Annotated in this window: 21 protein-coding genes; 20 read left to right on the top strand and 1 reads right to left on the bottom strand. The window is 67.7% G+C overall.

The genetic code is table 11. From position 1 onward, the window contains the following. The first annotated feature begins 67 nt into the window (after positions 1–67). The 8 genes from AB1I47_RS12600 to AB1I47_RS12565 all read left to right on the top strand — a co-directional run bounded on the left by AB1I47_RS12600 (position 68) and on the right by AB1I47_RS12565 (position 8,250). On the top strand, positions 68–1,930 hold the full coding sequence (locus AB1I47_RS12600; RefSeq protein ID WP_354684087.1) for an acyl-CoA dehydrogenase: 1,863 nt from the start codon (positions 68–70) through the stop codon (positions 1,928–1,930). A gap of 45 nt (positions 1,931–1,975) precedes the next feature. Continuing rightward, complete coding sequence (locus tag AB1I47_RS12595; RefSeq protein ID WP_354684086.1) at positions 1,976–2,758, top strand: SDR family oxidoreductase; 783 nt, start codon at positions 1,976–1,978, stop codon at positions 2,756–2,758. Positions 2,759–2,870: 112 nt separating this feature from the next. Continuing rightward, the gene (locus AB1I47_RS12590; protein ID WP_354684085.1) at positions 2,871–3,308 is read left to right on the top strand and encodes a PaaI family thioesterase; all 438 of its coding nucleotides are present in this window, start codon (positions 2,871–2,873) and stop codon (positions 3,306–3,308) included. Positions 3,309–3,380: 72 nt separating this feature from the next. Continuing rightward, positions 3,381–4,391, top strand: a complete 1,011-nt coding sequence (locus AB1I47_RS12585; protein ID WP_354684084.1) for an NADP-dependent oxidoreductase — start codon at positions 3,381–3,383, stop codon at positions 4,389–4,391. A gap of 77 nt (positions 4,392–4,468) precedes the next feature. Next, positions 4,469–5,311, top strand: a complete 843-nt coding sequence (locus tag AB1I47_RS12580; protein ID WP_354684083.1) for a class II aldolase/adducin family protein — start codon at positions 4,469–4,471, stop codon at positions 5,309–5,311. 69 nt (positions 5,312–5,380) lie between these two features. Further along, entirely contained in the window at positions 5,381–6,316 is a 936-nt protein-coding gene (locus tag AB1I47_RS12575; RefSeq protein WP_354684082.1) for a glutathione S-transferase family protein, read from the top strand. Between the two features lie 58 nt (positions 6,317–6,374). Beyond that, a complete protein-coding gene (locus AB1I47_RS12570) occupies positions 6,375–7,277 on the top strand; it encodes an SDR family oxidoreductase (protein ID WP_354684081.1) in 903 nt (300 codons plus the stop codon). 31 nt (positions 7,278–7,308) lie between these two features. Further along, a complete protein-coding gene (locus AB1I47_RS12565; protein WP_354684080.1) occupies positions 7,309–8,250 on the top strand; it encodes an alpha/beta fold hydrolase in 942 nt (313 codons plus the stop codon). A gap of 114 nt (positions 8,251–8,364) precedes the next feature. On the opposite strand, the gene AB1I47_RS12560 is transcribed toward AB1I47_RS12565, so the two are convergent. Further along, positions 8,365–8,772 (bottom strand): arsenate reductase/protein-tyrosine-phosphatase family protein, encoded by a 408-nt coding sequence (locus AB1I47_RS12560; protein WP_354684079.1) that lies wholly within the window; start codon positions 8,770–8,772, stop codon positions 8,365–8,367. Between the two features lie 318 nt (positions 8,773–9,090). Between AB1I47_RS12560 and AB1I47_RS12555 the strand changes: the two genes are divergently transcribed. The 12 genes from AB1I47_RS12555 to AB1I47_RS12500 all read left to right on the top strand — a co-directional run bounded on the left by AB1I47_RS12555 (position 9,091) and on the right by AB1I47_RS12500 (position 20,770). Next, complete coding sequence (locus AB1I47_RS12555) at positions 9,091–9,873, top strand: GntR family transcriptional regulator (protein ID WP_354684078.1); 783 nt, start codon at positions 9,091–9,093, stop codon at positions 9,871–9,873. 29 nt (positions 9,874–9,902) lie between these two features. Next, on the top strand, positions 9,903–11,123 hold the full coding sequence (locus tag AB1I47_RS12550) for an ABC transporter substrate-binding protein (RefSeq protein WP_354684077.1): 1,221 nt from the start codon (positions 9,903–9,905) through the stop codon (positions 11,121–11,123). A gap of 117 nt (positions 11,124–11,240) precedes the next feature. Continuing rightward, positions 11,241–12,113 carry a branched-chain amino acid ABC transporter permease gene (locus AB1I47_RS12545; protein WP_354684076.1) on the top strand — a complete coding sequence of 291 codons (873 nt, stop codon included), beginning with the start codon at positions 11,241–11,243 and terminating at the stop codon, positions 12,111–12,113. 15 nt (positions 12,114–12,128) lie between these two features. Continuing rightward, on the top strand, positions 12,129–13,103 hold the full coding sequence (locus AB1I47_RS12540) for a branched-chain amino acid ABC transporter permease (protein ID WP_354684075.1): 975 nt from the start codon (positions 12,129–12,131) through the stop codon (positions 13,101–13,103). Between the two features lie 18 nt (positions 13,104–13,121). After that, entirely contained in the window at positions 13,122–13,886 is a 765-nt protein-coding gene (locus AB1I47_RS12535; RefSeq protein WP_354684074.1) for an ABC transporter ATP-binding protein, read from the top strand. After that, positions 13,879–14,592: an ABC transporter ATP-binding protein gene (locus AB1I47_RS12530; RefSeq protein WP_354684073.1), complete on the top strand. Its 714-nt coding sequence runs from the start codon at positions 13,879–13,881 to the stop codon at positions 14,590–14,592. The genes AB1I47_RS12535 and AB1I47_RS12530 overlap by 8 nt, the downstream gene beginning before the upstream one ends. 29 nt (positions 14,593–14,621) lie before the next feature. Continuing rightward, positions 14,622–15,314: an isochorismatase family protein gene (locus tag AB1I47_RS12525; protein ID WP_354684072.1), complete on the top strand. Its 693-nt coding sequence runs from the start codon at positions 14,622–14,624 to the stop codon at positions 15,312–15,314. 1 nt (position 15,315) lies between these two features. After that, on the top strand, positions 15,316–16,242 hold the full coding sequence (locus tag AB1I47_RS12520; protein WP_354684071.1) for a polysaccharide deacetylase family protein: 927 nt from the start codon (positions 15,316–15,318) through the stop codon (positions 16,240–16,242). Next, positions 16,242–17,186 (top strand): polysaccharide deacetylase family protein, encoded by a 945-nt coding sequence (locus tag AB1I47_RS12515; RefSeq protein WP_354684070.1) that lies wholly within the window; start codon positions 16,242–16,244, stop codon positions 17,184–17,186. The genes AB1I47_RS12520 and AB1I47_RS12515 overlap by 1 nt, the downstream gene beginning before the upstream one ends. Then, entirely contained in the window at positions 17,183–18,139 is a 957-nt protein-coding gene (locus AB1I47_RS12510) for a hydroxymethylglutaryl-CoA lyase (RefSeq protein ID WP_354684069.1), read from the top strand. The genes AB1I47_RS12515 and AB1I47_RS12510 overlap by 4 nt, the downstream gene beginning before the upstream one ends. Positions 18,140–18,161: 22 nt before the next feature. After that, positions 18,162–19,352 (top strand): CaiB/BaiF CoA transferase family protein, encoded by a 1,191-nt coding sequence (locus AB1I47_RS12505; RefSeq protein WP_354684068.1) that lies wholly within the window; start codon positions 18,162–18,164, stop codon positions 19,350–19,352. Next, complete coding sequence (locus tag AB1I47_RS12500) at positions 19,349–20,770, top strand: 3-isopropylmalate dehydratase large subunit (protein ID WP_354684067.1); 1,422 nt, start codon at positions 19,349–19,351, stop codon at positions 20,768–20,770. Before AB1I47_RS12505 ends, AB1I47_RS12500 begins: the two co-directional genes overlap by 4 nt. Position 20,771: the final 1 nt, after the last annotated feature.

Here is a 20,771-nt window from a genome sequence, read left to right as displayed (position 1 = left end):
CGTCGGTTCGCACAAGAAGGCAAAAAGAACTCGCAGCGCACCACGCAGTGCGCCGCATGGAGACACCATGTCGATGATCCTTTCCCGCCGCGACCTGAACTTCGTGCTCTACGAATGGCTCAAGGTCGACGAGCTGACCCGCATCCCGCGCTACGCCGACCACTCGCGCGAGACCTTCGATGCCGCGCTGGACACCTGCGAGAAGATCGCCACCGACCTGTTCGCGCCGCACAACAAGAAGAACGACCAGCAAGAGCCGCACTTCGACGGCGAGACCGTCAGCATCATCCCCGAAGTCAGCACCGCGCTGAAGGCCTTCTGCGAAGCCGGGCTGATGGCTGCCGGACAGGACTACGAACTGGGCGGCATGCAGCTGCCGGTCGTGGTCGAGAAAGCCGGCTTTGCCTACTTCAAGGGTGCCAATGTCGGCACCAGTTCCTACCCGTTCCTGACCATCGGCAACGCCAACCTGCTGCTCACGCACGGCACGCCGGCGCAGATCGACACCTTCGTCAAGCCGGAGATGGAAGGGCGCTTCTTCGGCACCATGTGCCTGTCCGAGCCGCAGGCCGGCTCGTCGCTGTCTGACATCACCACGCGCGCCGAATACGAGGGCGAATCGCCGCTGGGCGCGCAATACCGGCTGCGCGGCAACAAGATGTGGATCTCGGCCGGCGAGCATGAGCTGTCGGAGAACATCGTCCATCTGGTGCTGGCCAAGATCCCCGGACCGGACGGCAAGCTGATCCCGGGCGTGAAGGGCATCTCGCTGTTTATCGTCCCCAAGTACCTGGTCAACGAGGACGGGTCGCTGGGCGAGCATAACGACGTGGTGCTGGCCGGCCTGAACCACAAGATGGGCTACCGCGGCACCACCAACTGCCTGCTCAATTTCGGCGAAGGCATGAAGTACCAGCCGGGCGGCAAGGCCGGCGCGATCGGCTACCTGGTGGGCGAGCCGCACAAGGGCCTGGCCTGCATGTTCCACATGATGAATGAGGCGCGCATCGGCGTGGGCCTGGGCGCGGTAATGCTGGGCTATACCGGCTACCTCCATGCGCTCGATTACGCGCGCAACCGCCCGCAGGGCCGTCCCGTCGGCCCCGGCGGCAAGGATCCGGGCAGCCCGCAGGTAAAGCTGGTCGAGCACGCCGATATCCGCCGCATGCTGCTGGCGCAGAAGAGCTACGTCGAGGGCGGCCTGGCGCTGAACCTGTACTGCGCGCGGCTGGTGGACGAGGAAGAGGCCGCCGCTGCCGCGGGCGACGAGGCCACGCATGCGCGCCTGGCATTGCTGCTGGACATCCTGACCCCGATCGCCAAGAGCTGGCCGTCGCAATGGTGCCTGGAGGCCAACAGCCTGGCGATCCAGGTGCATGGCGGCTACGGCTATACGCGCGAATACAACGTCGAGCAGTTCTACCGCGACAACCGCCTCAATCCCATCCACGAAGGCACGCACGGCATCCAGGGCCTGGACCTGCTGGGGCGCAAGGTGGTGATGAAGGATGGCGCGGCGTTCAAGCTGCTGGGCGAGCGCGTGCAGGACACCATCAGCCGCGCGCTGGCCGCGGACGATGCCGAACTGGCCCGTCAGGCGCGCGCGCTCGGTGCGGCGACGAAGCGCCTGGCCGAAGTCACGCAGACATTGTGGAGCGCCGGCGACCCCAATGTGACGCTGGCCAATGCCACGGTTTACCTGGAAGCCTTCGGGCATGTGGTGATGGCGTGGATCTGGCTGGAACAGGCGCTGCTGGCGCAGGCGGCACTGCCGCAGGCGCGCGGACCGGAAGACCAGGATTTCTATCGCGGCAAGCTGGCCGCGGCGGCCTACTTCTCCCGCTGGGAACTGCCCAAGGTCGATCCTCAACTCGACCTGCTGGCATCGCTGGACCGCACCACGCTGGACATGCAGGACGCGTGGTTCTGAACCAGCGCGCTCCTCTTTGAACTCGACCGATCGAAGGAACCCGACATGCGCACCATCCAGCAACTGTTTGACCTGAAGGGCAAGACCGCACTGATCACCGGCGGCTCGCGCGGGCTTGGCCTGCAGATCGCCGAGGCACTGGGCGAGCAGGGCGCGCGCCTGGTGCTGTCGGCGCGCAAGGCCGACGAACTGCAGGCGGCGCAGGCCTACCTGAAGTCGCGCGGCATCGAGGCCGACTGGATCGCCGCCGACGGCTCGCAGGAGTCGGAGATCGCGCGGCTCGCCGACGAAGCCATCGCCAGGCTGGGCCAGGTCGACATCCTGGTCAACAACGCCGGCGCCACCTGGGGCGCGCCGGCCGAAGACCATCCGGTGGAGGCCTGGGACAAGGTGATGAACCTGAATATCCGCGGCCTGTTCCTGCTGACCCAGCGCATCGGCAAGCTGTCGATGATCCCGCGCCGCTACGGCCGCATCATCAACGTGGCGTCGATCGCCGGGCTGGCCGGCAACCCGCCGGGCACGATGGAGACCATCGCCTACAACACTTCCAAGGGCGCGGTGGTCAATTTCACGCGCACGCTGGCGGGCGAGTGGGGCGAGCACAATATCACCGTCAATGCGCTGGCGCCGGGCTTCTTCCCGTCCAAGATGACCAAGGGGTCGCTGGAGCGCATCGGCGTTGAAGCCATGTGTGCCGGCGTGCCGCTGCACCGGCTGGGCGACGACGAAGACCTGAAGGGCGCCGCGCTGCTGTTTGCCAGCGATGCCGGCAAGCACATCACCGGGCAGATCCTGGCGGTGGACGGCGGCGTCAGCGCGGTCTGAGCAAGGCAGGCATTCCGGCGCCAGCCCTTGGCGTTACGCCGGAATGCCCTCAAACTTGGGGCCGTTGCGAGGCGGCTGCCTCGCAACGCTCATTTTCCGGACTTGCATTGCCATGAACGTGTACAAAGGCCCCCTGACCCATATCCCTTTCCTCGCCGACCTCGGCGTGACGTGCAGCCTCGCTGAAGGCGGGCGCAGCGAGATCGCGCTGCCGATCCTGAAGCGCCACCAGAACAGCTGGGACATGGCGCACGGCGGCGTGATCATGACGCTGCTCGACGTGGCCATGGCCGTGGCGGGCCGCAGCAGCGACGCCGATGGCCGCGGCGTGGTCACCATCGAGATGAAGACCAGCTTTATGGCGCCGGGGCGCGGCACGCTGACCGCGCGCGGCACCACTGTGCACCGCACCACCACCATGGTGTTCTGCGAAGGCGAGATCGTCGACGCCGACGGCAAGATCGTGGCGCGCGGCTCGGGCACGTTCAAGTACATCCGGCGCATGCCGCCGCAGCGCCCGGGCGAGACCGATACCGGCGCCGACGGCTGAGCGCCGGCGCGGGAACCGATGCAGTCAACGGGACGGCGCCGCTGTCCCCACACACTTACTGAAGGATCGACCATGTCCAATACGTTCAAGCGCATCGTCCTGGCCTCGCGTCCCGAGGGCGCGGTAACGCCGGCCAATTTCCGGCTGGAAGAGGTGCCCGTGCCGCAGATCGCCGACGGCCAGGTGCTGGTGCGCAACCACTACCTGTCGCTGGACCCCTACATGCGCGGCCGCATGAACGAGAGCAAGTCGTACGCCGCGCCGCAGCCGCTCAATGAAGTGATGATCGGCGGGACCGTAGGCGAAGTCGTGGAAAGCAAGAACAGCAAGTTCAAGCCGGGCGACAAGGTGGTCGGCATGTTCGGCTGGCAGGAGATGGGCGTCAGCGACGGCACCGGCCTGCAGTTGGTGGACACCACGCATATCCCGCTGTCGGCCTACCTGGGTTCGGTTGGCATGCCGGGCGTGACCGCCTGGTATGGCCTGAACAAGATCATCCTGCCGAAGGCGGGCAAGACCATCGCCGTCAGCGCCGCGTCGGGCGCGGTCGGCAGCGTGGTCGGGCAACTGGCCAAGCTGGCCGGCTGCCGCGCGGTGGGCTTTGCCGGCGGCAAGGACAAGTGCGACTACGTGGTCAATGAGCTGGGCTTCGATGCGTGTATCGACTACAAGGCGGCCAAGGATCCGAAGGAGCTCTACACCATGCTCAAGGAAGCCACGCCCGATGGCATCGACGGCTATTTCGAGAACGTCGGCGGCGAGATCCTGGACGCGGTGCTGATGCGGATGAACCCGTTCGGCCGCATCGCCATGTGCGGCATGATCGCCGGCTATGACGGCCAGCCGGTGCCGATGAAGAACCCGCAGCTGATCCTGGTGTCGCGCCTGACTATCGAAGGCTTTATCGTCTCCGAGCATATGGAAGTCTGGCCGCAGGCGCTGAAGGAGCTGGGCACCGCCGTGGCGCAGGGCAAGCTCAAGTTCCGCGAGAGCATTGCCGAGGGGCTGGCCAGCGCGCCGGAGGCGTTTATCGGGCTGCTGAAGGGCAAGAACTTCGGCAAGCAGCTGGTCAAGCTGGCCTGACTCGGTCCGAGTGTAGGGCGGCGGCGCGCCCACCGGCGTGCCGCATGAACCGGATACCACAAAAAAAGGAGACACCGATGAACGCCCCGCAAGTCACTGAGCGCGCCGACGACATCGGCGCCGGCCTGTCCGAAGAGGTCAAGGCCCGCTACCGCAACCTGCCGCGCCCGCCGCAGTTCGCCACCGTGGCCGAGGAGCGCCTGCACCGCAAGCAGCGCCTTGCCGCGGCCTTCCGGCTGTTTTCGAAGTTCGGTTTCGACGAGGGCGTCGCCGGCCATATCACGGCGCGCGACCCGGAGTTTACCGACACCTTCTGGGTCAATCCCTTTGGCGTGCATTTCAGCCAGGTCACGGTTTCCAACCTGATCCGCTGCGACCACCACGGCGATGTGGTGGAGGGCGATTACCCGGTCAATGCCGCGGCGTTCGCCATCCATTCGCGCGTGCACCAGACCCGTCCGGACGCGGTCGCCGCGGCGCATTCGCACAGCACCTACGGCCGCGCCTGGTCCACGCTGGGCCGCCCGCTCGATCCGCTGACGCAGGACGTATGCGCGTTCTACAACGATCACGCGGTCTATGACGACTTCGGCGGCGTGGTGGTCGAGCTCGACGAAGGCCAGCGCATCGCCAATGCACTGGGCCAGAACAAGGCCGCGATCCTGCAGAACCACGGCCTGCTGACCGTGGGCAAGACCGTCGACGAAGCCGCGTGGTGGTTTATCACGATGGAGCGCTCGTGCCAGGTGCAGCTGCTGGCCGAGGCCGCCGCCGCGCGCACGCAGGCGCCGCTGAAGCTGATTTCCGACGCGGCCGCGCGCCAGTCGTATTCGATCGTTGGCACGGCGCAGGCGGGCTGGTTCCAGTTCCAGCCGCTGTACGCGCGCATCGTCAGGGAACAGCCCGACCTGCTCGACTGAGGCATCCTGCGTCCGCTGATCCGGCGGCAACACTGGCGGAGCCATTCCGCAAACATGGAGGTGGATCGCATGGCCGACATCATTCTTCATCAGTACGCAACTTCGCCATTCTCGGAAAAGATCCGCCTGCTGCTGGGCGCCAAGGGCCTGGCATGGCAGGCGGTGGAAATCCCCGCCATCCTGCCCAAGCCCGACCTGGTGGCGCTGACCGGCGGCTATCGGCGCACGCCGGTGATGCAGGTCGGCGCCGATATCTATTGCGATACCGCGCTGATCTGCGAAGTGCTGGACGCGCTGGCGCCCACGCCGCCGCTGTACCCGGCGGCGCAGGCTGCCACGGCGCGGCTGGCGGCGGCGTGGTTCGATACCGCGCTGTTTACTGCGTCGGTGACCTACGTCTTCCAGCCGGCCGGCGTCGCCAGCATGCTGGGGCACCTGTCGCCGGCGCAGATCCAGGCCTTCAGCGCGGACCGCAAGGCCATGCGCGGCGATACCAATGCGCTGCGGATGCCGCTGGCGGAGGCGGGCGCGTTGCTGCACGAGGCCTTCGGCAGCCTGGAGGCGCAGTTTGCCGCCGGCGTCGGCCATGCTGCCGGCGAGGCGCTGTCGGTGGCGGATTTCTCGCTGTACCACAACCTCTGGTTTATCCGCCGCGCCGGCGCGCTGGCGCAGCTGCTGGAAGCGTATCCGCGGCTGCAGGCCTGGTATGCGCGCATGAACACCTTCGGCCACGGCCGCCCGCGCGTGATCGACAGCGAGGAAGCGATCGCCGCGGCGCGCCGCGCCGACCCGGTGGCACTGGAGGCAGGCGTGATGACCGATGGCGGCTTGCAGGCCGGCGATCCCGTCACCGTCACGCCGACCGACTATGCCCGCGATCCGGTTGCCGGCGTGCTGCTTTCCCTGACTGCCAGCCGCGTCACGCTGCGCCGCCAGGACACGCGCGCGGGCGCGCTCAACGTGCATTTCCCGCGGCAGGGCTACCACGTGCAGCGCGCCGGCTGAGCGCGCCACATATCTCGCCCGCCGTTCCACCACGATACCAAGCGACAGGACAGACGACATGAAGGATTTCTCCGACAAGGTGGCCGTGATCACCGGCGGCGCCTCGGGCTTTGGCAAGGAGTTCGCGCGCATCGGCGCAGAGCTCGGCATGAAGCTGGTGCTGGCCGATGTGCAGGAAGACGCGCTGGACGCGGCCGTGGCCGAGTTCAAGGCGCGCAACGTGCCGGTGATCGGGCTGCGCACCGACGTGTCACGCGCCGACCAGGTGCAGGCGCTGGCCGACGCGGCCATCGAAGCCTTCGGCCAGGTCAACCTGCTGTTCAATAACGCCGGCGTGGGCGCGGGCGGTCTGGTCTGGGAGAACTCCGAGAAGGACTGGGAGTGGGTGCTGGGCGTCAACCTCTACGGCGTGGTGCACGGCGTGCGCATCTTCACGCCGCTGATGCTTGCTGCGGCGCAAAAGGACCCGTCGTACCAGGGCCATATCGTCAATACCGCCTCGATGGCCGGCTTGCTCAATCCCCCGGCGATGGGCGTGTACAACGTGTCCAAGCATGCAGTGGTGTCGCTGTCGGAAACGCTGTACCAGGACCTGGGGCTGGTGACCGGGCAGGTGCGCTGCTCGGTGCTGTGTCCGTATTTCGTGCCCACCGGCATCAACCAGTCGCAGCGCAACCGTCCCGCCGACCTCGCCAACCAGGCACCGCCGACGCGCTCGCAACTGGTCTCGCAGGCGCTGTCGGACAAGGCCGTCGGCTCCGGCAAGGTCACCGCGGCCGAGGTCGCACAGAAGACCTTCGATGCCATCCGCGAAGAAAGCTTCTATATTTATTCCCACCCACAGGCGCTGGCCCCGGTACGCCAGCGCTTCGAGGATATCGTCGGGCAACGCAACCCCGGCGATCCTTTTGCCGACAAGCCCGACGTCCGCGCGGGCCTCGTGGTCGCGCTGCGCGGCTGACCGCCAGCCAACGCTACGAGGAGGACCGCATATGGAGAACACCATGGCCGCACCCGCCGCCGTGATCCGCCACCTGCAATACGCCAGCCTGCCCAATGGCAGCCGGCTGCACTATGCCAGCGCCGGCGAGCGCAGCAAGCCGCTGATGCTGTTCGTGCATGGCTTCCCCGAATTCTGGTTCGAATGGGAGGCCCAGCTAGCCGAGTTCGGCCGCACGCATTTTGCCGTCGCGCCCGACCTGCGCGGCTATAACCTGTCGAGCAAGCCTGCCGAAGTCGATGCCTACCGGCCGCGCCACCTCGTCGAAGACCTGGTGCAGTTCATTGGCGCGCTGGGTTATGACCAGGCCGTGGTGGTGGCGCACGACTGGGGCGGTGCGATCTGCTGGAACCTGGCGATCCAGCACCCCGTGCTGGTGCGAAAACTCATCATCATCAATTCGCCGCATCCCTACCTGTTCGCAAAGGCGCTTGCCACCGATCCCGAGCAGCAGGCCGCCTCGGCCTATATGAACTGGCTGCGCAAGCCGGGCGCGGAAAAGGCGCTGGCCGCCAATGACTTCGCGCTGCTCGACCGGATGCTGGCCGATGTCGACGGCAAGCCGGCCGCATGGTTCACCGAAGAAACGCGGGCGAAGTACCACGCCGCGTGGTCCCGGCCCGGCGAGGACGGGGCGCACCCGCTGGCCGGTGGCGTCAACTTCTACCGCGCCTCGCCGATGCATCCGCCGGGCGAGGGCGAGCCGCCGCCGGATCTCTCTCGTCTGGATCCCGCCGCCTTCGTCATCAGGGTGCCGACGCTGGTGATCTGGGGCGAGCGCGACCGGGCGCTGCCGAAGTCGCTGCTCAATGGCCTGGAGGAATTTGTCCCGGACCTGCGCGTGGAGCGGATTCCGGAGGGCAGCCATTGGGTCCTCCACGAGCAGCCGGAACATGTGAACCTGCTGATCCGGAGCGCGTTGCCGGCAGCGTAGCGTTTCCGCGGCGCCGGTCAGCAGCGATCTCAGCCCCGCCTCGATGGCGGGGCTGTGGCAAGTTCGGCGCGCGGAGAATCACCAGCAGCAGACCGGCGGTCGCGACGACCTCCGCTATCCATTGTCCCGGCCCGCTGCGCACCTTGGCGGAAAACGGCAGGAGCGTCGTGTCGAACATGGCATGGGCCAGCCATGCTCCCGGCACCGCGCCCGCAAGCTGAGCGACCAGGGCAGCAGCGCTGCGCCGGGCAGCTCGCCTTGCGCCACCATGACCGCGCTGACAGCCGGATTGAATCGAAGACCTGAGGTGTCGACACCTGCGCTGCCAAGCGCCTTCAGGGCGAACGGGTTGATGCGGCCGCTCGGCGCACTGCCGGCACTGCAGGCGCGCACATGCTTGCCCAACATGTCGGCCCAATAGTTCAGCATGCCTTCGCTCAGGACACTGCGCGCGGAGTTGTGCTTACAGAGGATCAATCCCAGCTCCGCCGCATCGTCCACCTGGAAGCCAAGGTGGTCCACGCCCACCTGGCTGCCTCGCGTCGAGATGGCGAAGTGGATGCGTGGAACCCCTGAAGCATTTACTGAATAAGCCGGACAGACCGATCTTTTTATTAAGGGCTTGCTTCCATCCCATTCATGGCATTGGGGTAATTCTCTACGGTGTCCTATCTATTGTCCTATTGAGACGACATTAATACTGATATATCGTTCCGCCATGTCCGAAAGGTCGTGATCAAAACGCGTAGGTGCCACGTTGTTGCGATCTGGTCGTGTATATAAGTCGGCACGTTGGTCGATATTGGAATTTTATTGCGCTCATAGGGAGGGGCGGCGATTATGCGGAATCCCAATTCCCCGATGCCACGTTATCACCGCATTTACCTCGTGTTACGCCAGAAAATCCTGTCCGGGATTTATGACGAGGGCGGGCTGCCGGCCGAATTCAGCCTGATGGAGCAATATCGCGCGGCGCGCGTCACGATACGGCGCGCACTGTCCGAACTGCATGACGAGGGCCTGATTATCCGGCGCCGCGGGTACGGCACCTTTGTCAATGTCGACCGGGTCCGGGACACGGCCACGCCGCCGCGCATGTGCGGCCTGCTCGACAGCCTGCTGGAGGCGGTCGCGGATACCTCGGTGCAGGTGGTGGCGTTCAGCATGCAGCCGTGCCCGGCGCCGGTGCGGCTGGCGCTGCGCCTGGCGGAACCGGACGATGCGCTGCATGTGGCGCGCGTGCGCCTGCATCAGGGCATTCCGGTATCGCTGATTACCACCTGGTCGCCGCCCCATGTCGCGCCGCTGCTGAGCCCGGACGCGCTGCAGCAGCAGCCGATGCTGGCGTTGATGGAAAGCGGCGGCATCCGCATCGGCGATGCCGACCAGGTGCTGTCGAGCTGCCTGGCCGACGCGCCGGCCGCGGCGCTGCTGGACGAGCCGGTAGGCGCGCCGCTGCTGTCGGTGGTGCGCGTGGTGCGCGATACCGACGGCGACCCGGTGCAGTGGCTGCGTGGCCTGTACCGGCCGCAATGCTACGACTACCGCATGGCGCTGACACGCGCCGGCGACGACAAGGCGCGCATCTGGCTGGCGCGCGACCTGGCCACCGCGGTGCGGTGAGCCCGAACACAATAATGGAGGAGACCACGATGACGACAACCTATCCGGCACGGCGCAGGTTCCTGGGCCAGGCCGCACTGCTCGGCGCCGGCGCGCTGGCGCCGCAGATCGGACGCGCCCAACCCAAGCCAGTGCGCATCGGCGTACTGCATCCGGTCACTGGAGCTCTGGCATTCTCCGGCACGCAATGCCGCGCCGGCGCGCTCCTGGCGATCGCCGATATCAACGCCGGCGGTGGCATCAAGGCGCTGGGCGGCGCGCCGCTGGAAGCGGTGCTGGGCGATGCCCAGTCGCAGCCGGAGATCGGCGCCGCCGAGGTCGAGAAGATGAACGAGGCCGGCGTCAGCGCCGTGGTGGGCGCCTATGCCAGCGCGATCTGCCTGGCCACCACGCAGGCCGCGGCCCGGCATGGCCTGGCGCATGTGGTGGACGTGGGCGTGGCCGATACGATCGTCGAGCGCGGGCTGACCAACACCTTCCGCTTCGGTCCCGGCTACAAGGTTGTGACCGAGACCGCGATGAGCAACCTGCGCACGCTCAACCAGCTGGGCGGCAACCGCGCGCGCACCGCGATGATCATCCACGAGGAATCGCTGTTTGGCAGCGGCACGGCAAAGCTGCTGAGCCAGCGCTTGCCGGAGTTCGGTTTCGAGGTGAAAGAAGTGGTCAGGCACGCCAACCCGACGCGCGACTTCAGCAATATCGTGCTGCGGATGAAGGCCGCCAACCCCGACATCGTGATCGCGGCCAACTACTACAACGAGTACGCGTTGCTGATGCGCGCCATGCAGCAGCAGAAGTTCCGCCCCAAGGCGGTCTATTCCGTGCTGGGCGGCGCGGCGTCGAGCTTCAAGTTCGTCAGGGAGTTCCCGGCGGCGGCGCAGCACGTGCTGGACTGCAACCACTGGTACAACCCGAAGGACCCGCGCGCGCTGGCCCTGCGCAAGCGCGTGGAAGCCAGCGGCCTGTTCTTTACCTACGAAGTCTTCTGCACCTATGCCGCCACCATGCTGCTGGCCGACAGCCTTGAGCGGGCCAGGTCCGCGCGGCGCGAACATGTGATCGAGGCGCTCGCCAACAGCAGCTTCAGCAACCACTTCATGCCGTACGGCCCGACGCGCTTCGTCAACGGCCAGAACACCGGCGCGCAGCCGCTGCTGACGCAGGTGCTGGATGGCGATATCAAGGTCGTCTTCCCCAACGCCTACCGGCAGGTCGACGCGGTATTCCCGCTGCCAGCCGCCGGATAGCCGCCAGCTAACGCCGGGCGCCGGCTGAGCGCCGGCAAATCGTTTATCCCAAGTTGCCACGGTCGGGAAGCCCGCTTCCCGCCCGCTGGATTCCTGTTGCCGCGAGGAACGCATTGCATGTTCGATATCCCGATACTCTGGGCCTCCTGGCTCAACGGGCTCACCACCGGAGCCATCTATGCGCTGGTGGCGCTGGGCCTGACGCTGATCTACGGCGTGCTCCATATCGTCAACTTTGCCCATGGCGCCGCACTGATGGCGGCGCTGTATGGCGTCTATTTCCTTTTCACCCGCGCCCAGGTCGATCCCTACGCGGCACTGCTGGTGATGGTGCCGGCCATGTTCGCCGCGGGCTACCTGCTGCAGCGGCACCTGATTGCGCGCGCCGCGCGGGGCAACGACCAGAACGTGCTGCTGGTCACGCTGGGCATCTCGATCGTGCTGGAGAACCTGGCGCTGTACCTGTTCCGCTCGGACACCTACACCATCGACACGCCCTATGCGCTGTCCACCATCGACCTGCTGGGCGCATCCATCGCGCTACCCAAGGCGATCGCCTTCGCCGGCGCGCTGGTGGCTTGCGGCCTGCTGATGCTGATGATCCGGCGCACCACGCTGGGCCGCGCCATCCGCGCGGTGGCCAAGGAAAAGCAGGGCGCGCGCGTGGTCGGCATCGATGTCGAGCGCGTCTATGCGCTCAGCTTCGGCATCGGCCTGGCCTGCCTGGGCGCGGCTGCGTGCTTCCTGCTGCCGGCCTATTACATCAATCCGCGCGTCGGCGACGGCTTCGTGCTGATCGCCTTCACCGTGGTCGTGCTGGGCGGCATGGGCAGCTTCGCCGGCGCGCTGTGGGGCGGACTGCTGATCGGCGTGGTCGAGTCGCTGGGCGGCCTGTGGCTGGGCGACAGCCTGGGCCAGGTCGGCATTTTCCTGATCTTCCTCCTGGTGCTGCTGTTCCGTCCGCAAGGCCTGTTCGGCGCGAAGGCGTGACACGAGGACCCCGACATGAATCGAATTCCTACTCTCTCCACGATGCCTGCGCTCGGCTGGATCGTTATCGTGCTGGCCGCTTTTGCCTCGGCGCCGCTGTGGCTGTCGTCAGGCTTTGCGCTGAACCTGCTGGTGATGGTGCTGCTGATGACGCTGATGGCGCAGTCCTGGAACATCCTCGGCGGCTTTGGCGGGCAGTTCTCGTTCGGCCACGCGGCGTTCTTCGGCACTGGCGCCTATGCCATGGCGATCTTCCAGGTCACGCTGGGCATGAACGCATGGCTGGCGCTGGGGCTGGCGATCGGCCTCGGCGCGCTCGCCGGCGTCGGCGTGGGCGTGCTGTCGTTCCGCTACGGGCTCAAGGGCTCGTACTTCTCGCTGGCGACGCTGGCGGTGGCCGAGGTGCTGCGCATCCTGGCCAATGCGGCCGGCTTTACCGGTGCCGGCGCAGGCATGCAGTTGCCATTGCAGCCCGGCGCCATGCATCTCCAGTTTGCCGGCAAGGCTGGCTACCTCTGGTTCATCCTGACGTTCGTCGCCGCGGGCCTTCTCCTCTCGTGGTGGCTGCGCAGGTCGCGCTTCGGTGCCTGTCTGATGGCGGTTCGGGACAGTGAAGACGCGGCGCAGGCGCTTGGCATCGACGTGCTGCGCGTCAAGCTGGTGGCCATTGCCATGTCCGCGGCGCTGATGGCGGCGGCCGGCGTTTTTTACACGCAGTACCTGCAGTACCTCGATCCGCATATCGCCTACGGCCCGGCCTTCTCGGTGGCCGCGCTGGTGGGCGCGGTGATCGGCGGCACGGCCACGGTGTTCGGCCCGCTGCTCGGCGCGCTGGCGCTGCAGTTGCTCAATGAACTGACGCGCCATGCGCTGGGCGATGTGCCGGGCGTGAGCCTGGTGATCTACGGCGCGCTGCTGGTGCTGATGGTGATGTTCCTGCCGCAGGGCCTCGCGGGGCTGGCGCGCACGGCGAAGGCACAGAGAGCTTAGAAAGCTGAGAGAGCGGAAATGACGATGCAGACCATACTTTCGACCCACGGACTGTCGATCCGCTTCGGCGGCCTGGCGGCGGTGCAGGACGTGAACCTGTCCATAGCACGCGGCCGTATCACCGGACTGATCGGTCCCAACGGCGCGGGCAAGTCGACCCTGTTCGGCATGCTGTCCGGCTTCCTCACGCCCACTGAGGGCACGGTGAAGCTGGAAGGCCGCACCCTCAACGGGCTCGCGCCTCACGCGATCTGCCGGCTCGGGCTGGCGCGCACTTTCCAGATCGTGCAGCCCTTTGCCGGGCAAACCGTGCGCGAGAACATCGCGGTCGGCGCCCACCTGCATGTGCGCGGGCGCAACGTGGCGCTGGCGCAGGCCGATGAAGTGGCCCGCCGCGTCGGGCTGGAAGACCAGCTGCACAAGAGCGCGTCCAGCCTGACCGTGGCCGGGCGCAAGCGGCTGGAACTGGCGCGCGCGCTGGCCACGCGGCCGCGCCTGCTGCTGCTGGACGAAGTGCTGGCCGGGCTCAATCCCCGCGAGATCGCCGCAATGATCCCGGTGGTGCGCGGCATCTGCGACGACGGCGTCACCGTCGTCATGATCGAGCACGTGATGCAGGCGGTGATGAACCTGGCGCAGGACGTGTTCGTGCTGGCCGGCGGCAGGCTGATCGCACAAGGTCCGCCCGCCGCGGTGACGCGCGACCCGCAGGTGATCGAGGCCTACCTGGGCCACGGCATGGCGCAGCGCATCGGCGCGCAGCAGGAGGCGGCCCATGGCTGAGACCCTGTTGTCGGTACAAGGGCTGCACGGCGGCTACGGCGCGGTGCAGGTGCTGCATGGTGTCAGCCTGGATGTGAACCGCGGCGAGATCGTCGCGCTGCTGGGCGCCAACGGCGCCGGCAAGTCGACGCTGATCAATACCGCGTGCCGGCTGGTGTCTGGCACTTCAGGCACGGTCCGCTTCGACGGCGCGGACGTCAGCCGCGCCCGCCCGCAGGACATCGTCGGCGCCGGACTGATCCAGGTGCCCGAAGGGCGCCGCATCTTCCCCAACCTGACCGTGCGGGAAAACCTGGAGCTGGGCGCCTGCCGCCGCGCCACGCGCCAGCTGAGGGCCAACCTGGAATGGGTGCTCGACACCTTCCCGCGCCTGCGCGAACGACTGGGCCAGCGCGCCGGCACCATGTCCGGCGGCGAGCAGCAGATGCTGGCCATCGGCCGCGGCCTGATGGGCGATCCGCGGCTGCTGATCCTGGACGAGCCCTCGCTCGGCCTGTCGCCGCTGATGGTGGAGGAGATGTTCGACCTGATCAGGCGCCTGCACAAGGAAGGGCTGTCGATCCTGCTGGTCGAGCAGAACGTGGCGCTGTCGCTGGAAATCGCCTCGCGCGCCTACGTGCTGGAAAACGGCGAGGTCAGGTTCTCCGGCACGCCCGAGGCGCTGCTGGCCGCGCCCGAGCTGCGCGCCGCCTACCTGGGTGTTTGAAAACGCAAGCACAGAACGGAGTCAAACCGATGGAATTGTCAGACAAGACCGCGCGCCAGATCTGGCAGGAGGTCAAGGCCAACCCCAGCCGGGCGCGCTTCGGCTTCGGCCGCAAGGCGGTGCTGGTCAATATCGACCTGCAGAACGCCTATACCTGCACCGGCCGCTTCCGCACCGCGTACGAGACCGATGCCGCGCAACTGGTGCATATCAACGGACTGGCGCGGCGCTTCCGCGCGCTGGGCTGGCCGGTGGTGTGGACGCGGGTGGCGTACATGGCGTCCGGTGAGGATGCGGGCATCTGGGGCACGCGCACCGATACGCCGGACTCGCTGCAGAACATCAAGTACGGCTCCGAACGCGCGCAGTTCGACAGCCGCGCCGATGTCGATCCCGTGCGCGACGTGGTCTATTGCAAGAAGATGCCGTCGGCGTTCTTCGAGACCCCGCTGCAGTCGCTGCTGGTATGGCACCAGGTGGATACCGTGGTCATCACCGGCGGCTCCACCTCCGGCTGCGTGCGCGCCACCGCGGTGGACTCGCTGTCGCGCGGGTATCGCACCATCGTGCCGGAGCAGTGCGTGGCGGACAAGCACGAGAGCTACCACTTCGCCAGCCTGACCGACCTGATGCTGAAGTACGCCGACGTGCTCGACGTGCTGGAGGTGCAGAACTGGCTCGAGGACAAGCAGGCCGGCCTGCGCAGCGGCAAGGGGGACTGACATGCGCGAAACCCCCGGTTACTACGACTACTGGCCCTACCAGGACCGCCCGCGGATCCGCTGGCCGGGCGGGGCGCGGCTGGCCTTCTGGGTCGCGCCCAATATCGAATTCTACGAACTCGACCCGCCCGCGAATCCGCACCGCCGCGCGTGGCCGCACCCGTATCCCGCGGTGCCCGGCTATTCGATCCGCGACTACGGCAACCGCGTCGGCCATATGCGCCAGATGCGGCTGCTCGACAAGTACGGCATCCGCGGCTCGGTGTCGCTGTCGGCGGCGCTGTGCGTGCATCACCCCGAGATCGTGGCGATGTGCATGGAGCGCGAGTGGGAGTTCTTCTCGCACGGCATCTACAACACGCGCTACACCTATGGCATGTCGGAGGCACAGGAGCGCGGGATGATCGAAGCGTCGATGCAGATCATCGAGGCATGCACCGGCAGCAAGCCGGCGGGCTACCTGGCGCCGGCGCTGTCGCACAGCGAAGCGACGCTCGACCTGTTCGCCGAACTGGGCGGCCGCTACACCTGCGACCTGTTCCACGACGACCAGCCCACGCCGGTGCGCGTGCGTGGCGGCCAGCGCTTCATCTCGCTGCCGTATTCGCTGGAGCTGAACGACACCATCGCCTACGTGGTGAACAAGGTCGAGCCGCGCCGCTACGGCCAGATGCTGAAGGACTGCTTCGACCGTCTCTACGCGGAGGGCGCCGAGTCCGGCACGGTGATGTGCATCCCGACCCACAACTACCAGGTGAGCTGCCCGCACCGGCTGCGCGCCTTCGAGGAGGCGCTGGAATACATCACCGGCCACTCGGATGTCTGGGTCACCACCGGCCGCGAGATCGCCGACCACTACCTCGAGCATTGCTACGACACGGCGGCGAACGCGATCGCCGCGGCGGATCCGACGCGGAGGGCGCGCTGATGCCACTGGACCATCAAGCCTTGCAATACCCGCGCTGCGTCCCGGGCATGGACCATGACCGCTATGACTGGTCGATGCTGGCAAGCCGGGCGCCAGTGCGCTGGCCGGGCGGCAAGACGCTGGCGCTGTGGGTCAACGTCAGCCTGCAGTTCTTCCCGCTGAACCCGGCGGGCAAGCCGGTGGCGCTGCCAGGCAACATGACCACGCCATATCCGGACCTGCGCCACTACACGCTGCGCGACTACGGCAACCGCGTCGGCATCCATCGGATGCTGCACGCCTTCGACCGCTACGGCGTGCGCCCGACCTTTGCCATCAATGCGCGGCTGGCCCAGCTGTATCCGTCGCTGCTGGCCATGGTGGCCGAGCGCGGCAACGAGATCATCGGCCATTCCTGGAGCATGGACACCGCCCACGCCGGCGGGCTGGACCGGGCCGTCGAGGCCGGCATCGTGCGGCGCTCGCTGGACGAGCTGCGCCGCATGAGCGGGCGCGACATCCGCGGCTGGCTCAGCCCCGGCAAGCTGCAGAGCGCCAACACGCCGGAGCTGCTGCGCGCCAACGGCATCGACTACATGTGCGACTGGGTCAACGACGACATGCCGTACCCGTTCCGCACGCGCCACGGCGAGCTGTGGGCGATGCCGCTGTCGACCGAGCTGGAGGACCGCTTCGTGCTGATGGACAACCTGCACTCGGAAGCGTCGTGGGCGCGGCAGGTGAAGGACGCGTGCGACCTGCTGCTCGACGAAGCGAGCGAACAGGGCGGACGCATCCTCGCGCTGTCGTTGCATCCCTGGGTACTGGGTCAGCCGCACCGGATCCGCTACCTGGAAGCCGCGCTTGAATACGTAATGGCAAGACCGGAGGTGTGGAGCGCGGGCGCGGGGGAGATTCTCGCGGCGTTCACCACACAGCCTCCGCAACCACAGGAAAACCCATGACAGCAACCATGCAGAACTTCGACGTACTGGTCAGCGAAGTCGGCCCGCGCGACGGCTTGCAGATGACCCGGCGCGTGATGGCGACCGCGGCCAAGAAAGCGTGGATCAGCGCGGAAGCCGCCGCCGGCGTGCGCGAGATCGAGGTGGGCTCATTCGTGCCGGCCAGCGTGCTGCCGCAGATGGCGGATACGGCCGAGGTGGTGGCGCACGCGCTGGGCATCGGCGGGCTGACGGTGGCGGCGCTGGTGCCCAACTACATGGGCGCCGAGCGCGCCATTGCCGCCGGCGTGCACAAGATCACGATCCCGGTGTCGGTCAGCGAGACCCACAGCCTGCGCAACGTCAACCGCACGCATGAGCAGATGCTGCGCGAAGTCCGGCGCATCGCCGAGCGCATCCGCGCCTTGCCGCCGCATGCGCGGCCGCGTTTCGAGGCGGGGCTGTCGACCGCCTTCGGCTGCACGCTGGAAGGCCCGGTGCCGCAAGACCGCGTGGTCGGGCTGGCCGAAGCGCTGATGGCGGCCGGCTGCGACGAGGTCGGCCTGTCCGATACCACCGGCTACGGCAACCCGCGCCAGGTGCGCGGCCTGACGCTGGCGGTATGGGGCGCGATCGGCCAGCAGAACCTGAGCGGCATCCACCTGCACAACACGCGCGGCCAGGGCCTGGCCAACGTGCTGGCGGCGATCGACGTGGGCCTGACCACGGTCGACGCCTCGCTGGGCGGGCTCGGCGGCTGTCCGTTCGCGCCCGGCGCGAGCGGCAATGTGGTGACGGAGGATCTGGTGTTCCTGCTCGAGTCGATGGGGCTGCGCACCGGCATCGACCTGGAGGCGCTGTTCGCGGTGCGCGACATCGTCAGGGCCGGTCTTCCCGACGAACCGCTTTACGGCCTCACGCCGGAGGCCGGCCTGCCCAGGGGCTTTGTGCCCGCCGCGGCGCAGTGCCCATGACATCAAGCAGCAGGAGCGACGCATGACAGAGATGGAAAGGCCCCTGGCTGGCCTGAAAGTAGTCGAATTCACCCACATGGTGATGGGGCCGGCGATCGGCATGATCCTCGCCGACATGGGCGCCGACGTGACCAAGGTCGAGCCGCCCGCCGGCGACAACACACGCCGGCTGGGCGGCTCGGGCGCGGGCTACTTCGCCATGTACAACCGCAACAAGCAGAGCCTGTGCGCGGACCTGAAGTCGGAAGCGGGCAGGGCGGCCGTGCGCAAACTGGTTGACGGCGCCGACGTGGTGATCGAGAACTTCCGCGCCGGGGCGATGGACAAGAACGGCTTTGGCTACGAAGCGCTGGCCGCGCACCACCCGCGGCTGGTCTACTGCTCGGCCAAGGGCTTCCTGGCCGGCCCCTACGACCGGCGCGTGGCGCTGGATGAAGTCACCCAGATGATGGGCGGGCTGGCCTATATGACGGGCCTGCCGGGCAAGCCGATGCGCGCCGGCGCTTCGGTGATCGACGTGACCGGCGCGATGTTCGGCGTGATCGCCATTCTCGGCGCGCTGCAGGAGCGGCACCGGACCGGGCGCGGCCAGCATGTGTGCAGCTCGCTGTTCGAGACCACCGCCTTCCTGGTGGGCCAGCATATGGCGCAGCAGGCGGTGACCGGCACGCCGGCGCCGCCGATGACGGTGCGCAGTTCAGCGTGGGGGGTCTATGACATCTTCGAGACCAGGGAAGGCGAACCGGTCTTTGTCGGCATCGTCAGCGACACGCAGTGGCGCAAGTTCTGCGAGGCGTTTGCGCTGGCCGGCTTTATCGGCGACCGCAGCCTGGACCGCAACGCGGGGCGCGTGCGGCAGCGGCCGCGCGTGCTGGGCGCGCTGGCGCCGATGTTCCGCACCTTCGGCAAGCAGGAACTGATGGCGAAGCTGGAGGCGTGCGGCCTGCCGTTCGCGCCGGTCTGCCGGCCGGAGGAGCTGTTCGACGATCCGCACCTGAACGCGGGCGGCGGGTTGGTGCCGGTGACGCTGCCATCGGGGCAGCAGGTGCGGCTGCCGGCGCTGCCGATCGCGATGGACGGCCGGCGCTTCGATGTCTACCGCGACCTGCCGCGCGCCGGCGAGCATTCGCGCGCGGCGCTGCTGGCCGCGGGGTTGAGCGGCGCCGACGTCGACACGCTGGAGACCGGGCGCGCGATCGGAGCGCAGCAATGAGCGCCATGCCACCGGGCCGGACCTTGTTCGACAAGATCTGGCAGGCGCACGCGGTTGCCGAGCTGGATGGCGCGAGCCTGCTGCATATCGACCGCGTCTTCCTGCACGAGCGCACCGGCAGCATCGCGCTCAGTTCGCTGCGCGCGGCCGGGCGGACCGTGCGCGCGCCGGCGCTGGCGTTCTGCACCATGGACCATATCGTCGATACGCGGCCCGGGCGCAACGACAGCACGCTGATGCCGGGCGGCGAGGCGTTTATCACCAGCACGCGCGACAGCGCCAGGCGCGAGGGCATCCGGCTGTTCGATATCGGCGATCCGGGGCAGGGCATCGTCCACGTGGTGTCGCCCGAGCAGGGCATTGCCTTGCCCGGCGCCACCGTGGTCTGTCCGGACAGCCATACCTGCACGCAGGGCGGCCTGGGCGCGCTGGCGTGGGGCATCGGTTCGTCCGAGGCGGAACACGCACTGGCCACGCAGACGCTGCGCGTGACGCGGCCGCGTACCCTGCGGGTGTCGTTCGACGGCGCGCTGGCGGCGGGCGTCACCGCCAAGGACCTGATGCTGTGGCTGATCGCGCGCTACTCGGCGGCGGGGGCCGGCGGCCATATGCTCGAGTTCGGCGGCAGCGCGGTGCGCAGCCTGCCGGTCGAGGCGCGCCTGACGCTGTGCAACCTGGCGGTGGAGTTCTCGGCGTTCTCGGGCATCGTCGCGCCGGACGACACGGTCTTCGAATACCTGGCCGGGCGCCCGTATGCGCCGGCCGGCGCGCAGTGGGACGAAGCGCTGGCGCACTGGCGCAGCCTGTACAGCGACGAAGGCGCCGTGTTTGACCGCGAGCTGGCGGTGGATTGCACGCAGCTGGCGCCGATGGTGACCTGGGGCACCAGCCCGCAGCACGGCGTGGGCGTTGACGGCGCCGTGCCCGATCCCGCCGCGGCAACCGATGCCGATGCGCGCCAGGCCATGGAACGCGCGTTGGCCTATATGGACCTGCGCCCCGGACAGCCGATCGCGGATATCGCCATCGATGCCGCGTTTATCGGCTCCTGCACCAACAGCCGGCTGTCGGACCTGCGCAGCGCGGCCGGCGTGCTGACCGGTCGCAAGGTGGCGCCCGGCGTGAAGGCCATCTGCGTGCCGGGCTCCAGCGCAGTGAAGCGTGCCGCTGAAGCCGAAGGCCTGGATCGGGTCTTCCGCGCAGCGGGATTCGAATGGCGTGAATCCGGCTGCTCGATGTGCTTCTACGCCGGCGGCGAAAGCTTCGGCCACCGGCAGCGCGTGATCAGCAGCACCAACCGCAATTTTGAAAGCCGGCAGGGACCCGAGACCCGCACTCACCTGGCCAGCCCGGCCACCGTGGCGGCATCGGCCGTGCTGGGACGCATCGCCGACCCGCGCCGGCTGGCAGGAGCCTGAC

It is taken from the genome of Cupriavidus necator, from assembly GCF_040578825.1.
In the GTDB taxonomy this organism is placed as follows: Bacteria; Pseudomonadota; Gammaproteobacteria; order Burkholderiales; family Burkholderiaceae; genus Cupriavidus; species Cupriavidus necator_E.
The sequence above is the reverse complement of the archived record's forward strand: the minus strand, read 5'-3'. Positions and strand labels throughout refer to the sequence as shown.